Genomic DNA, 14,306 nt, shown 5'->3' with positions numbered 1-14,306 from the left:
TTTTCCTACATTTTACGGGTGCCTTTTACACCAACTGATTTTTCTTAATCCAGCAGCTTGATAATCCTTAATCTGATACATAAAATCCTGATAATAGACCTTTTTAGAATACTTAGGCCGATCAGAATAGATTCCTAACAGTTCAAAAGAAAGCGACCGTTGATTATAAGAAATGGTAACCACCGGCCGTTCTTTGCCGCCTGTTTTATCATGAAAGGTGACTTTAAACAAGTAGATTTCGTAAAGACCGGCTTTATCCATTATTGACCCAATCCTTAACTTCCTCTGGCGCATCATTCGGAATGATTAATTGGCCGTCTTTGCCAATAACGGGATAAATTGCCTGCTGGTGCGAATGATCTCGGACATGGGGCGTAAATGGTAAGCCCTGGTTCTGAATGGACTGACTCAAGAACACTTTAATTGCCCCACTCGTCGTCATGCCCAACTTTTTAAACAGCTCATCAACCTGCCGCTTTTCTTCATCAGATAGCGTAATTTGAATTGTCGCCATGGTAAACACCTCTTTTTTAACGTTATTATATAGTAACAATACCGTTAAATCAAACAGAATCATCTTGTATTTGAAGTTTAAACACCATTGAAAAAAATTGAATTTAGAGAGAGCTCCGCGAAATCTTAAAAAATACCCCCATCGTTAAAGCTTTCGCCTTAACTTTGGGGGTATCATTATTTTCCAAGGCTTTAAGTTTTTAGAAATCCTTTATGAAGCTCACCATTACTGAAATAATTGAGCGTGCATTCAATCTTCGATACGTGATAACCAGTATGGTTTACCGATTTTCCTTCAGATAATCCGCAACCGCTTCTTCCAACGATGGCAAGGGCTTTCCCAGCACGTCGCTCAAATCGCTAGTGGTTTCTTCCAACGCGCCATCCCGAATTAACTTCTGCATCAATGATAGAAAGGCGTCGAGCTGATCCGGCACGTATTTCCGCAGGTTAGCCATGTATTCGTCATCCGAAACACTGGCGACTTCGAAATCATGACCGGTTGCTTTCTTCATGGCATCAGCTAAATCACCATAAGTGTGCATTGGCCCAGCAAATTCATAGACTTCCTTTGGCTTGTCGCTGGTTAAAACCTTAACGGCGGCCTGGGCATACAGCTTTTCCGGAGCCCAGCCAACCTTGCCGTCCTTTGCGGCATAAACGAATGGATCGCCAACTTTTGCTTCGTGAAGGAAAGTCCCTTCGTTTTCGATATACCAGTTGTTCCGCAAGAATGCGTGGGCAATTCCGGATTCCTTGATAATCTTCTCAGTGGCCTGATGATCAGCGGCTAGTGGCACCGTCGACGTATCAGCCTTCGGGAAGCTGAGGTAGGCAATGAACTTAACGCCGGCCTTCTTGGCAGCATTTACGACGTTGCGATGTTGATCAACGCGGGACATCTTAGCACCGGGTTGTGAGGAAATCATCAATAACCGATCGACACCAGCTAATGATTTAACCAGCTGATTTTCATCCTCATAAGTGCCGGGCTGCACTTCAACGCCTTCTGGGTATAATTGCTTAGCCTTATCAACATTGCGAGCCAACGCCACCACCGTATCGTCCTTAGCAGCTGATTCGCGTAAAAACGGAACCGCATACTGACCAAAATGACCCGTTGAACCAGTAACAGCAAATTTCATGATCACAATACCTCCTAAATCAATTCTTAACTCCATTATAGTCGATTCGCTTATTAAAGTTCAAAACAACTAAAAAATCGACCATCACTGACAGATAGTTTGCAGCGATAATCGACACACGTTTAATTCAATTTTAAAATCGATAGTAATCCAAAACTTATAGCTTATCCATCAGTCGCCGCCAAAATGACTTCTTCACCGGATGCTTCCCGGGCGCCTTTTCCTCTCGATAGCGATCCATCCCCTCTTTGTAAGGATTATTAAACAGCTTTGTCATCGAAGGAGCGGCGCTTTTGGGTTCGTGCGTTTCAACCGGTAACTGCCGGTGACAATTTGGGCACACGGTTGGGTTACCGGTTAGCTTAGCGCCACAGTATGGGCAAAATGCAAACTTCTGACTTGCCATCTTGATTACCTCGATTGTTGCTTAGATTGATTCCGATTACGGCGTTTAACCGCTTCCTGTTGATCCTGACGGGCAGCCTGCTTTTCCCGTTCAATTTGGGCGCGCTGTTTGGCCGCCTCTTCGTCCTTCAACTGCTGATTAAGCAATCGAAATTTTCGGGCGGCAAAGTTCCACGCCCCAACAATCAGCAGCGCTGCACCTACAGAATAGGGATACGTCCACCACGGAAAGTAGGATCCGTTCTTAAAGACAAGGGGGCCAAAGAAATTGTAGGCGGCCATCAACACCGCAATCATAATCACCGTTTCCAAGGTGTCACGAATCCATTTTGGCATTTTTGAACTTTTCTTGGCCATGTTGAGGCCTCCTTTTTCTTAGATTTCTCGTTGATTTCCTGTCGCTCTCCTGCTACATAGCGGAAACGTGCTCCGAAGCCCGTGCGGAACGCACTGGCGAGTCCCTTTAGGGGCGACGGCTCAGGCGCTAACGTCTAAGGATAAAATAGCCAAAATCCAGAACCGGGATTTCCGCTATTTCATCCTTAGACACCGCACCTACCAAGCCTCGTCGCACTCTAATCCACCTGGTTTTCTTGAAGGAACGCCTTAAAGTAATCGAACGCCATCTCCCGGATCGACTCAATGCCAATCTCTTTGACTGGCGACTCCTCTTGCTCGTCGACATCCAGCAACTGCACCGTCAAAATGCCGGTTTCCAAATTTAAGTTGGTTGGGAACGCCGCGAAACTATCGCCGTCCGTTAACTCAAAGCGAATAATCTTCTGGAACCGAATCGATTGTGACAATACATGAATCAAAATATTGTCACCATTGTCAAAGGCCCGGTCCGCATTCAGCACTGGCAGCACGAAATGGCCGGCCTTCTGATTCATTTTGACAAACTCATGAATCAAGCGCAGGTAGTCGGAATCCAGGATCATTCGTTTAATATCATCATAGCGAATCCAGACATACCCGCCGAAACGGCCATTCATGTCCACGACCATCATCACGAATTCCCGCGGATTATCGGCAATCACCTGGCCGACGTAAAAGTACTTGCGATCATCATTGGTATCAATAATAATCGCCCGGTTGGTATTGCGGAGCTTCTCAGCTTCGGCCTTGAACTTATCCGGGTCACTGACCACGACATCATCAATATGATTCTCCGGCTTGACCATCGCCAGGGTCTCCTGCAGCAACTGCAATTCAGTGCCGCCGAATTCAATTCCGCGCACGTTGACAAACGAAATATCAATCATCCGCTGATGCGCGAAGTTGAACTTATTGACGTTCAGGAATGTGACCCCATCGGCGCGCACGTCCTTAACCAAGCCTTCGTTGTAGTGCAATTTTCCATTTTCAAACGTGATGATTAATGATACCCGCTGATTTTCGTAGAGTGTGTTAATAATGCGGTCAAACAACGAGTCACTCATTTTAATTGGCATATCAAACGACGGATTCGTTGCCAGATCGTTCATTTCATCAAAGGAAATCCGATCCTTCATGCTGGCAAGGTCATAGCTGTCAGTCTCAATCGACTTGACCGAACTGATCTTTAAGTAAACTTCACCGTCTTGAATCCCGTAGTCGTTATATGTCAGCATCACAAAGTCATCACTTCCTAGATACTGAATAATTCCGGTATAAATAATGTCACTGTCAACTTGAAATGCATTAATTAATTGCTCGTCAATTTGTGCTGACCGCAACTGTTCATAGAGCGTTTTCAAGGGTCCACCTTCTTTCAATTCACCTTAATGATTTAACTCTATTATACCCATTCTTACCTCATGGTTGGGTTGAAGCGATTTCATCGGCTATGAAATGGCGTTGCTGACGAAACTGGCCAGATCCGCGCCCGCCTTGTTGTCACTCAAGCCAACCAGCAACTTAATTCGCGCCTTTTGGCCGTTAAGCCCCTGGCACAGAATCAAGCCCATCTTCTTGAGCTGGATACCGCCGCCTTCATAATCGTAAATATCCTGGGCGACGCCGTTGTAACATCTGGAAACCAGCACGATCGGGATGTTATTATCGATAAGGTGCTGGATAGCCGGCAGCGTCTGCGGCGGCACGTTTCCGGCGCCCAGGCCTTCAATGACCAGCCCCTTGGTTCCCGAATGGTTAATCGCGTTAAACAAATCACCATTCATCCCTGCATATGCTTTAATCAAGTAAACGCCGTCGACCACGTGATCAATGTCAGCGACCTCGGTTTTAATGAGTTCTTGAAAGTATTTAGCCTTACTCTGAGTGACAATTCCAATTGGCCCAAACGTTGGCGTTCTGAACGTGGCCACGTTGGTTGTGTGGGTTTTCGTCACGAACCGGGCGGTATGAATTTCATCGTTCATGACCACCAGAACGCCCTTACCGTAAGATTCATCGGTGGCCGCCACTAAAATGGCATTTCTAAAGTTGTACAAGCCATCCGATCCAATTTCATTTGATGACCGCATCGCGCCGGTGACAACCACCGGAATGGTGTTGGGCAGCGTTAAATCCAGGAAGTAGGCCGTTTCTTCCAGCGTATCGGTCCCGTGCGTAATCACGACGCCGTCAACGTGTTCCTCATCAATGGTCCGCATAATCCGCTGCTTGATTTTCAACATCACTTCCGGGGTGACGTGCGGTGATGGTAAGTTAAACATTTCATCCGTAATTAAGTTGATTTGTCCCTTTAAAATAACCTGTTCTTCGGCAATCGGGTTTTCGTCATTCGGCACGACTTCGCCCTTGTCATTTTGCGACATCGAAATCGTGCCGCCAGTATGGATTGCAAGGATAGTTTTCATGGTGTTTTGGCCTCCAAAATGATAATCTATACTATTGTACCGTATAATGAAGGTCGATGACCACTTATGACAGAAAGAAGTGAGTTTATGTCAGACTCTGATCGCTATTACACCCCTCAGAATTCAAAGGACGCCATGCGCCAAATCGAATTGTTGTTTAACAAATACAAGGATGCCCCTTTGACTCAGGAATTGGTGGACTATCACCAGAACCTGGTCAATCGCCTGAAAACTGACATTATGGCGGCCGCCCAAAAAGAAGGTGTTGCCGCGCGCGTCGACTCGATTAATTCCATGATTAATGTCATGCAGCGCTGGTTGCAAATCCGCCTGCAGGGTCAGCCATTTAACGGCAAAATGGCCCATTTTAAATATGAACAAAACGGGACCACGGCAAAATTCAAGCGCCGGGTTCATAAAATAAAGGGTGCGGGGAGCCACCGGGCAAGCCGCCACTAGAAAGGAAAATCATCGTGAGCAATACCATCATTGAACTGCAGCACGTGTACAAAAAATACGACGACTTTACCGCCCTTAAAGATATTAATTTCAAACTGAATCAGGGGGAATTCTACACCCTACTAGGCCCCTCAGGTTGTGGAAAAACCACGATTCTTCAAACGATTGCCGGTTTTACGGACGCCACGTCCGGCCAAGTGCTCTTCGACGGCCAGCGAATCAACGACATCCCCGCTAACAAGCGGCAGTTAAACACCGTCTTTCAAGATTACGCCCTGTTTCCAAACATGAACGTGTTCGAAAACGTCGCGTTTGGCCTGACACTGCACAAAGTCAAAAAGAGCGAAATCGACGAACGGGTTCATGACGCCCTCAAGCTGGTTCAACTGGAAAAGTACGCTAACCGTGAGATTGCCGAACTGTCTGGCGGCCAAAAGCAACGGATTGCCATCGCCCGTGCCATTATTAACCGACCTAAGGTGCTGTTATTAGATGAACCCCTATCCGCCTTGGACGCCAAATTGCGAAAAGACATGCAGTACGAACTGCGCAGCCTCCAGCAAAGCCTTGGCATCACCTTTTTATTTGTGACCCATGACCAGGAAGAAGCGCTGGCAATGAGTGACGAAATTTTTGTCATGAATAAGGGCCAAATTCTTCAACAAGGTGATCCCGTCGACATTTACGACGAGCCGATCAACCACTTTGTTGCCGACTTCATCGGTGAAAGTAACATCATCCCCGGTCACATGATTAAGGATTACGAAGTGTCATTTCTCGGTCACACCTTTGAATGTGCCGACGCCGGGATGCGGCCCAACGAACCGGTTGAAGTGGTCATTCGCCCCGAAGACCTGGTCATTACCACCCCGGATAAGGGTAAGCTTCAAGTTAAGGTCAGCACCCAGCTGTTCCGCGGGGACTACTACGAAATTTTGGCGTACGACGATCAGGATAACGAGTGGCTGATTCACTCGACCAACGCGACCACTGATGACGCCATTGTCGGCCTGAGCTTTGGGCCCAACGACATGCACGTCATGCGGTATAACGAAACCGAGGATAAGTTTAATTCTCGGTTGGAAACCTACGAAGATTAGGAGGGATATTGCTGATGAAACGTTCTTTTCGGGCAATGTTCTACACGCCCTACTTTCTGTGGCTGGCACTATTTGTAATTGCCCCCGTTGGGTTAATCTTTTACTATTCATTCTTCAACATTCGCCATCAATTTACATTCGATAATTACGCGACCTTCTTCTCGTCCGGCACCTACCTGACAATGACTGCCAACTCGGTGCTGTACGCGTTTTTGATCACGCTGATTTCTCTGGTCATCAGTTACCCGATGGCCCTGGTGATCAGCCGGCTGCGGCACCGGGATCTCTGGATTCTGCTGGTCATTTTGCCAACGTGGATTAACCTGCTGCTCAAGGCATACGCCTTTATTGGCCTGCTGAGTCATGATGGCTTAGTCAACCAGTTATTTGGACTGGTCGGCATTCCCGCCCAGCACATGCTGTTCACCGATGCCAGCTTTATTTTGGTAGCGTCCTACATCCAAATTCCGTTCATGATCCTGCCCATCTACAACTCACTGACAGATATCAGTGACTCCTACATTAAGGCCAGTCATGACTTGGGCGCCACAAACTGGCAGACGCTGACCAAAGTGATCTTTCCGATGACCATGCCGGGCGTGAAATCCGGGATCCAAATTGTGTTCATCCCTTCCCTGTCGCTCTTCATGCTGTCGCGACTGATCGGTGGGAATAAAATCATCACCCTCGGGACGGCCGTTGAGGAACATTTTCTAACGACCATGAACTGGGGAATGGGCTCGACCATTGGCGTCGTGCTGATTATCGCCATGGTCATTGCCATGATGCTGACCAACACCCAACGGAAACGGAGGCGGCAGGCATGAGCAATCAATCTTCGAAACTTGGGAAATTATACATTATCATTGTGTTTGCCCTTCTCTACATTCCCATCATTTATCTCATCGTCTACTCGTTTAGCAGCGGCACGACGATGGCCAACTTCAACGGGTTTAGCCTGACGCATTACGGCGAACTGTTTCACGATAACCGGTTACTCGCTATTTTTCTTAACACGATTTTGATTGCCCTGCTGTCGTCGGTCTTTTCAACGATTATCGGGACCCTCGGCGCGCTGGGGGTTCACAACGCCAAAAAACGGCATTCGCGGCAAACCTTACTGTCACTCAACAGCATTCTTTTGGTGTCCCCGGACGTCATTATGGGTGCCAGCTTTCTGATCTTCTTCACTTCTTTGAAGGTCCCCCTGGGATTCTGGTCGGTCCTGCTGAGCCACATCGCCTTTGAAATTCCGATTGTGGTGTTAATGGTCCTGCCGCGGCTGGATGAAATGAGTCCATCGCTCATCAACGCCGCCACCGATCTGGGGGCAACGGCCGGCCAAGTTTTGAGCCGGGTGATACTGCCATTTATCCAACCAGGCATCATTGCCGGATTTTTCATGGCAATCACTTACTCGCTGGATGACTTTGCGGTTACCTTCTTCGTCACTGGCAACGGGTTTACAACTCTGTCAGTTGAAATCTATTCCCGAGCGCGGCAAGGCATCAGTCTTGAAATTAACGCGTTAGCCGGCATCATGTTCATCTTCTCGTTGATCCTGGTGATCGTGTACTACTTTATCGAAAATCACGATCAATCAACCCGACGCAAGAAGGATAAGCTGGAGGTGACCAAATAATGAAGAAGTTTTTAATCGCATTTTTGGTTCTCATGGGCATCTGCCTGGGTCTCAGCGTTGGCGCGCAGCAGCTGACGAAATCAACCGGTGACACCGGCAGCAAGGTCCTTAACCTCTACAATTGGGGCGACTACATTGCCCCAACGCTGCTCACCAAGTTTCAAAAGGAAACCGGCTACCACGTGAACGTAGAAACCTTTGACAGCAACGAAGCCATGTACACGAAAATTAAGCAGGGCGGTACCAGCTATGATTTGACGGTTCCAAGTGATTACATGGTTCAAAAGATGAAGGCCGACCACATGCTGATTCCGTTGGATAAATCCCGGCTAACCGGCATGCGCAATTACGGCCATTCCTTCATGAACAAGTCCTTTGATCCCGGAAACCGGTACTCGATCCCCTATTTCTGGGGAACGCTGGGGATTATCTACAATGATCAGTCCATCAAGCTCGGCCAGTTAGCTCACTGGGATCAACTCTGGGATTCGAAATACCGCGATGATATTATGCTGATTGATTCGGCGCGGGATATCATGGGATTTACCCTGATTTCTCAACACCATTCGGTTAACACCACGAATACGCCTGAATTACTCGCTGCCCGGGACAAGCTCAATAAGCTGTCACCAAACGTGAAGGCGATCGTTGCCGATGAAATCAAGATGTACATGGCTGAGGGGGAAGCCCCAATCGCAGTGGACTGGTCCGGCGAAGCTTCGGAAATGATGTCGCAGAATTCCCATCTTCACTACGTCGTGCCCACTGAAGGCAGCAACATGTGGTTTGACAATCTGGTCATCCCTAAGACTGCCAAGCATTTTAAGGCAATCTATGCCTTTCTCAATTTCATGAACCAGCCGAAGAACGCCGCTCAGAATGCCGAATATATCGGTTACGCCACCCCAAACACGGCGGCTTTCAAGCTCCTACCGAAGAGCGTCCGTGACGACAAACAGTTTTACCCGTCGCAAAAGGTCCTCGACAAGCTCGAAGTTTACAGCAACCTCAGCCCCGAAAAGGTGCAGCAGTACAACGATCTTTATCTGGAATTCAAAATGCACCATTAAGGATTGGTCAAGTTTTCAAATAGATTGGCTATGGCATGCGAAAAGATTTAAACTAGTAATGAGGTGAATTAACGAAAATGGCAAAGAAAAACATGAAGCGCGAAATTATGATCGATATGAACCAATTTATCGTCACATACGCAGCAACCCTCTTGGATCCGTCAGAGAATCTTTCTCAACAGATTTATGATGCCGCCAAAAGCGACATTACCGGGATGGACAAATTATTTAACGACAACGGCTTTGGCCGCAAGAACAAGTTCTTTAACATCGGTGAGGGCTTTCTTCGTGACTACAAAGGCCTGGATGCCGATCAGGCAAAGCCCCAAGCTGAGCAGTTGGCTAAGGACGCCATCGATTATTTAGGTAAGAACGTGAACTTTTTTGAGACGTGGCGAACGGATTAGATTGGCGTCGTATTGTCATGATTCCTACTGATCTATAAAAACAGCTTACTTCAAGCGTTGCATTTGCTTGAAGTAAGCTGTTTTAAGTTATCTCGCCGTCCTGGCTTACGAACGAAAAGCCTCAAATCTTTCGACGGTTTGTTTCAAATTAACGACGTCTTCTCTTGTCAGACGACCCGTAACCTCAATCGTGTCGGTAGCGGAAATATCGACTGAGAAGATTTGCCCAACATCAATAAACGAGGATTTCGTCAATCCCCCAACTTCTCGCCATTTCATAATTGGCGCGTGCTGTTTTTGAATGGTTGCTGATTTTTGAATGAATTTTGACGTAATCGCGTAAAAGAATAGTTGATTATCTTGGGATTTCAAAATCAAGATTGGCCGTTTCTTCCCACCTTGCCCCTGAACAAAGCCCACGTACATCCAAGCAACATCAAATGGGTCAATAGTCATAGCGAGGGTCGTTAAACCAATCTTCTAATTTTTTCTTTGTATCCAGTTTAATGACAGGGGTATTTTTGGTAAGTCGCTTTAGATCATAAGCGTCCTTTTCTTCTTGACTCATTGTTAAATCAAACGGAATGCCACCGGTGCTGATCACCTTCCGATAAAATGCATTAATTGCGGTAGTTGGCGTTAACCCAACTTCAGAGAACACGGCTTCGGCCTGACTGGCAATGGCTTTGTCAATTTTAACCTGAACGCGCTTATCCTTTTCAATTTTTTCGGTCATATGCATCACTCCCACTATCAATTTACTTCTATTATAGCATGATGGGCTAACGCCGGTAGTCAAAGCACTCAAGATCGACACCTCCAAGCAAATTCACCGCCGCTTTCCCCTGACGTTTTTTCATGTTTTTACTATTCTGAGTCCATCCAACTATTATCAGTGAAACATCAATATAGACACGAAACGCTGGAAAGCGTACGCACTTCCGTACTCATTGACGTACATAAGTGCGTACGCTATACTTTAAGTAAAGAAGATATCCCTTCGTTCTTTCCACTTATATTAAGGAGGTAGTCAAATGGCAATTTATACCCCGAGTTCGCTCCGAAAGAACCTATTTAAAGTTCTCAAGGACGTCCTCGATTCGGACGACGAAGTTGAAGTTGCAGTCCAAGAGAAAAATCAGCCAACTCGCAAAAGTGTTGTTATAATCGACAAAGAAAAACTTGATAAGCTCAAAAGAGACTCTCGGTCCGCTAGCAAGTCATTCTATGACACACCAGAGGCTAAAGCCGCTTTACGGGAAGCAGTTAATGGTCAGGTTAAAACAATTGGTAATGGGAGTCTGGAGGACTTTGATAAATGGATTTCCAAGTTAGATGATGAAGCTAAGAAGAACCGCAAAGTTTGATCGCCAACTCAACAAGCTGGTGAAAAAAGGTTACTCCTAAGGACGACTGAAGACAATCGATACATGATTGTCTTTTTTATATGCGACGAATTCAGGTCATCACTTCTGAAGTCTCCCCCCCGAAGCAAATTTCTCACCACTTCCCCCAGCTTGCGTATAATTATCTTAACGTATCATCGTGATTCGATTAAGGGGGGAAATAAAATAATGAAACAGACACAAACGCCATCGCCAAACCAGTCGACGACGCAAAAGAACGGCTGGTGGATCTTGGCTTCCATCGGGGCCTTTGCCTTCATGTCCAATCTGGACTCCAGTATCGTTAACATTGCCATGCCGGTGATGTCCAAACAACTGCACGTACCGATGAACCAAATTGAGTGGGTCGTGTCGGCATACCTGATTATTCTAAGTGCGTTACTGCTATTCTTCGGGAAGCTGGGTGACCTTTACGGCAAGGTAAAAATCTTTCGGATTGGGACGGTTGTTTTTCTGGCCGGATCGTTTATTTCCGGGCTGCAAATTAACTTTCCCATTCTGCTCGTTGGGCGGGCGATTCAAGGAACCGGGGCGGCCATGACCCTCTCGAACACTTACGGAATTACAACCTCAACCTTCGGGGTGAAGGAACGTGGCCGGGCCATGGGCTTTGTCGGCACGTTTGTGGCGCTGGGTGCCATTGCCGGCCCTGGGCTGGGTGGCTTAATTCTGTCGCAGTTACCCTGGGGGTATATTTTCTGGGTGAACCTGCCAATCGGGATCGTTGCCATTATCCTTGGCGCGATCGTCATGCCAAAGGCTTACGCCACAACCGGATCCGGCATTGACTGGTGGGGATTCATTAATTTCTCCCTGCTGATCTTCGGCCTCTTTCTCGGCGTTTTCTTGGGGCAGGAAATTGGCTATACCAAGCCAATCCCCCTCGTTTTATTCGCCGTGGCGATCGTCGCTTTCTGGGGATTCATTCGCAGTGAAAAACGGGCTAAGAATCCGCTGATGCCGCTGACACTGTTCCGGATTAAACCATTCACTTACGGGCTGGGGGCCGCCGTGCTGATTTTCCTATCAAACTTCTTTACCGTGGTAATCGTCCCGTTCTACCTGGAAGACGCCCGCGGGTTGAGTGCCGGCCAGGCCGGCGCGTTATTGATCATTTTCCCGGTGGTCATGGTTTTCGCCGGGCCGATTGGCGGCTGGTTCGCCGATCACTTTTCACCAGCCAACGTCGCCTCGATTGGCCTTGGGATAGTCGCCTTCGCGCAGGCGCTCTACTACTTTCTGACCTTAACCAGCCCAATGTGGGTCTACGTCATCATCACAATTGTCATGGCACTAGGCACCGGCCTTTTCCAATCACCAAACAGTGATATCGTCATGTCGGTGGTGCCGAAGGATCAGCTGGGAAGTGCGGGAAGTCTCAACGCCCTGGCACGAAACATCGGCATGATTTCGGGAACCGCCCTGTCGACTTCCAGCCTATTTATCGGTATGAGCGTCAAAGCTGGCTTCCACGTCACCACTTACCTGCCAAGTCAGCCGGAAACCTTTATTTTCGGAATGCACGTGGCATTTGCCATCTCACTGATCATTATTTTAGGCGCGTTGGCATTGTCAATTTTGCAGGGTCGAAATGTGAAGCAGGCGGATTTGAAATAAAATTATTATGATGGTTAACGGAGCGTATAAGACACCGAAGTTCAGTAGAAATACTGAATTGCGGTGTCTTTTTAACACAAATCCATTGAATTTTCCTAAGACGTGCCGCCAAGCTGAGATGGTAAAGATTCATCTTGTAAAAACGATTGTAGGCAAACAGGATATCCCCAGTGAGATGTCCTGTTTACAATCCAACTTAAATTAAACGCGTTGTCATTCTAAGTTACTCATTTTTCTTATTGCGTCACCGTCACATAATGAGCAACAACTGGAACTTGAACAACGGATGAGCTTGGGGTTAACGTTACCGGATCCGCGTTCGAGAACTTAATGGTTTTTCCGTTAAACGTGACCGTGGTAATCTTGGCATCGGTCAAAACCTTTTGCACATCTGCGGCCGTAACTTGGGTCGCTGTCTGCGGCAACTTATCCGCAACTGCCGCGTCAACGAGGGCTTGCTTCTGTGTCCCATCCAATTCGTTCCAGAACGCGCCACTCTGATCAACACCATCAACCGTAAAGCTAATATTCAGCTGATAAATATTGTTCCCGGCTGCTACCGAATTAAATCCCGTTTGGTAGGCTGCCTGCAAGTCGGCATCAAGACTATAACTGACATTATTAATCTTGCCATTCTTGGCGTCCTGAACCCCTTGATTACGAGCAGTCTCCAGGTTGTTGTACATGCTTTCATAAACGCGTTGAACGCCTAGATCGCTACTATAGGATTTATTTAAAGCTGACCCATTCTTCACGTCAGCAATCGCGTCCGTCCGGGCTTTTGCGCCATCTGATTTAGCGGCGTTATATCCCTGGGAATAGGCCGTCTGCAGATCCGAATGACTACTGTAACTCTCATTCAGGCTGTTGCCGTTAAAATAATCCGTTCTCCCGGCAGTTGTCGCCACCTGTAAGGCCGCGCTCGAAGCGGCTGCGTTTGACGTCGAGGTTGACGTCGTGGTTGTGGTACTGGTTGAACTTCCAGTTGTGCCAGAATTGGCCGAATCACTCACGGCATCAGCCGAAGAAATTTGGTTACCGGGTATCCAAGCCCCGTTAATATCCTGATTAGATGCCGCAATCTGATACCAGACATCCCCTGCTCGCGTCGTTTGAATCGCTCGAACTAACGTAAACGAGGCATCTTTATATTTCGTCAACGATGTGATGACTTTGTGATTGGCGTCAGCTTTACGGCCAACCTTGTACTGCGTATATCGCGGCTCCTGGAAGAAAAATGTGTTATCGGTATTTCCAGCCAACGAATTCGGCATCCGATAAGTCGTTTTTCCATCCGCAATGAGTGGCGATTTCGTCGAGACGTTTTTGATTGTTGTGAAGGGCGTTACCCCGCCATAAAATCCGGTGCGGCTTTTCCCACCGTAGATCCAGCCACGATACCGGGAATCAAATGAAACAACTTTATAGTAATAAGTTCCCTGACTGGTTTTGATAACCCGATAAGCACGGAAATTATTGTTATCGCGATTTGACTCTTTCAAAGTCCTTGCCTTTGACTTGGAAACGATCACTCTGGCACCTTTAAGAATTCCCGGCTTCGAGTAAATCCCATTTTTCGCGGTCAAATTAACGTTACGACTGTCACCAGACCCATTCAAGGCCCGGTTATAAACGATGTGCGCCGTACTTTTCGCGGAAGCAGGGACGTTATTGAACATCCCCACACCCGTCAAAGCACCAAGGACCATGAAGCCAATTAACTTTTTCTTGATCATGA

The 14,306-nt window shown here is 47.3% G+C and carries 18 protein-coding genes; 8 read left to right on the top strand and 10 right to left on the bottom strand.

Going from position 1 to position 14,306, the window contains the following annotated elements:
• Positions 1-12: 12 nt before the first annotated feature.
• From FD47_RS08320 to FD47_RS08290, 7 genes are all read right to left on the bottom strand, one after another.
• Positions 13-261, bottom strand: coding sequence for a hypothetical protein (locus FD47_RS08320; RefSeq protein WP_056980498.1), 249 nt, complete (start codon positions 259-261; stop codon positions 13-15).
• Positions 254-514 (bottom strand): type II toxin-antitoxin system RelB/DinJ family antitoxin, encoded by a 261-nt coding sequence (locus FD47_RS08315; protein WP_054734884.1) that lies wholly within the window; start codon positions 512-514, stop codon positions 254-256. The genes FD47_RS08320 and FD47_RS08315 overlap by 8 nt, the downstream gene beginning before the upstream one ends.
• A 280-nt stretch (positions 515-794) precedes the next feature.
• A complete protein-coding gene (locus tag FD47_RS08310) occupies positions 795-1,658 on the bottom strand; it encodes an SDR family oxidoreductase (RefSeq protein WP_054734882.1) in 864 nt (287 codons plus the stop codon).
• A gap of 157 nt (positions 1,659-1,815) precedes the next feature.
• A complete protein-coding gene (locus FD47_RS08305; protein WP_056980496.1) occupies positions 1,816-2,064 on the bottom strand; it encodes a zinc ribbon domain-containing protein in 249 nt (82 codons plus the stop codon).
• Between the two features lie 5 nt (positions 2,065-2,069).
• Positions 2,070-2,420, bottom strand: coding sequence for a VIT1/CCC1 transporter family protein (locus FD47_RS08300; RefSeq protein WP_054734871.1), 351 nt, complete (start codon positions 2,418-2,420; stop codon positions 2,070-2,072).
• A gap of 218 nt (positions 2,421-2,638) precedes the next feature.
• The gene (locus tag FD47_RS08295) at positions 2,639-3,802 is read right to left on the bottom strand and encodes a hypothetical protein (RefSeq protein ID WP_054734869.1); all 1,164 of its coding nucleotides are present in this window, start codon (positions 3,800-3,802) and stop codon (positions 2,639-2,641) included.
• Between the two features lie 87 nt (positions 3,803-3,889).
• The gene (locus FD47_RS08290) at positions 3,890-4,867 is read right to left on the bottom strand and encodes an asparaginase (RefSeq protein WP_054734866.1); all 978 of its coding nucleotides are present in this window, start codon (positions 4,865-4,867) and stop codon (positions 3,890-3,892) included.
• Positions 4,868-4,954: 87 nt separating this feature from the next.
• Here FD47_RS08290 and FD47_RS08285 point away from each other — a divergent pair, with 87 nt between their 5' ends.
• The 6 genes from FD47_RS08285 (at position 4,955) to FD47_RS08260 (ending at position 9,545) form a co-directional block, all read left to right on the top strand.
• Complete coding sequence (locus FD47_RS08285; protein ID WP_040537726.1) at positions 4,955-5,326, top strand: hypothetical protein; 372 nt, start codon at positions 4,955-4,957, stop codon at positions 5,324-5,326.
• Between the two features lie 14 nt (positions 5,327-5,340).
• Positions 5,341-6,426, top strand: a complete 1,086-nt coding sequence (locus tag FD47_RS08280) for an ABC transporter ATP-binding protein (RefSeq protein WP_054734863.1) — start codon at positions 5,341-5,343, stop codon at positions 6,424-6,426.
• A 14-nt stretch (positions 6,427-6,440) separates the two neighbouring features.
• Positions 6,441-7,253 (top strand): ABC transporter permease, encoded by an 813-nt coding sequence (locus tag FD47_RS08275; protein ID WP_056980494.1) that lies wholly within the window; start codon positions 6,441-6,443, stop codon positions 7,251-7,253.
• Positions 7,250-8,068 (top strand): ABC transporter permease, encoded by an 819-nt coding sequence (locus FD47_RS08270; RefSeq protein ID WP_054734860.1) that lies wholly within the window; start codon positions 7,250-7,252, stop codon positions 8,066-8,068. Before FD47_RS08275 ends, FD47_RS08270 begins: the two co-directional genes overlap by 4 nt.
• Positions 8,068-9,138 carry an ABC transporter substrate-binding protein gene (locus FD47_RS08265; RefSeq protein WP_054734857.1) on the top strand — a complete coding sequence of 357 codons (1,071 nt, stop codon included), beginning with the start codon at positions 8,068-8,070 and terminating at the stop codon, positions 9,136-9,138. Before FD47_RS08270 ends, FD47_RS08265 begins: the two co-directional genes overlap by 1 nt.
• Positions 9,139-9,215: 77 nt before the next feature.
• Positions 9,216-9,545 carry a hypothetical protein gene (locus tag FD47_RS08260; protein WP_008212320.1) on the top strand — a complete coding sequence of 110 codons (330 nt, stop codon included), beginning with the start codon at positions 9,216-9,218 and terminating at the stop codon, positions 9,543-9,545.
• Positions 9,546-9,650: 105 nt separating this feature from the next.
• Here FD47_RS08260 and FD47_RS08255 read toward each other — a convergent pair whose 3' ends face one another.
• Together FD47_RS08255 and FD47_RS08250 are read right to left on the bottom strand one after the other, a co-directional pair.
• Positions 9,651-10,001, bottom strand: a complete 351-nt coding sequence (locus FD47_RS08255) for a type II toxin-antitoxin system PemK/MazF family toxin (protein ID WP_056980492.1) — start codon at positions 9,999-10,001, stop codon at positions 9,651-9,653.
• On the bottom strand, positions 9,991-10,281 hold the full coding sequence (locus tag FD47_RS08250; RefSeq protein ID WP_225352866.1) for a type II toxin-antitoxin system RelB/DinJ family antitoxin: 291 nt from the start codon (positions 10,279-10,281) through the stop codon (positions 9,991-9,993). The genes FD47_RS08255 and FD47_RS08250 overlap by 11 nt, the downstream gene beginning before the upstream one ends.
• A gap of 298 nt (positions 10,282-10,579) precedes the next feature.
• On the opposite strand from FD47_RS08250, the gene FD47_RS08245 reads away from it, so the two are divergent.
• Entirely contained in the window at positions 10,580-10,912 is a 333-nt protein-coding gene (locus FD47_RS08245) for a hypothetical protein (protein ID WP_054734847.1), read from the top strand.
• A 207-nt stretch (positions 10,913-11,119) separates the two neighbouring features.
• Complete coding sequence (locus tag FD47_RS08240) at positions 11,120-12,568, top strand: MFS transporter (RefSeq protein WP_056980490.1); 1,449 nt, start codon at positions 11,120-11,122, stop codon at positions 12,566-12,568.
• 236 nt (positions 12,569-12,804) lie between these two features.
• On the opposite strand, the gene FD47_RS08235 is transcribed toward FD47_RS08240, so the two are convergent.
• On the bottom strand, positions 12,805-14,304 hold the full coding sequence (locus FD47_RS08235; protein ID WP_056980487.1) for a hypothetical protein: 1,500 nt from the start codon (positions 14,302-14,304) through the stop codon (positions 12,805-12,807).
• Positions 14,305-14,306: the final 2 nt, after the last annotated feature.

This window comes from Lentilactobacillus parafarraginis DSM 18390 = JCM 14109 (genome assembly GCF_001435895.1).
GTDB classification, from domain to species: domain Bacteria; phylum Bacillota; class Bacilli; order Lactobacillales; family Lactobacillaceae; genus Lentilactobacillus; species Lentilactobacillus parafarraginis.
This window is presented reverse-complemented; position numbering and strand designations above follow the sequence as displayed.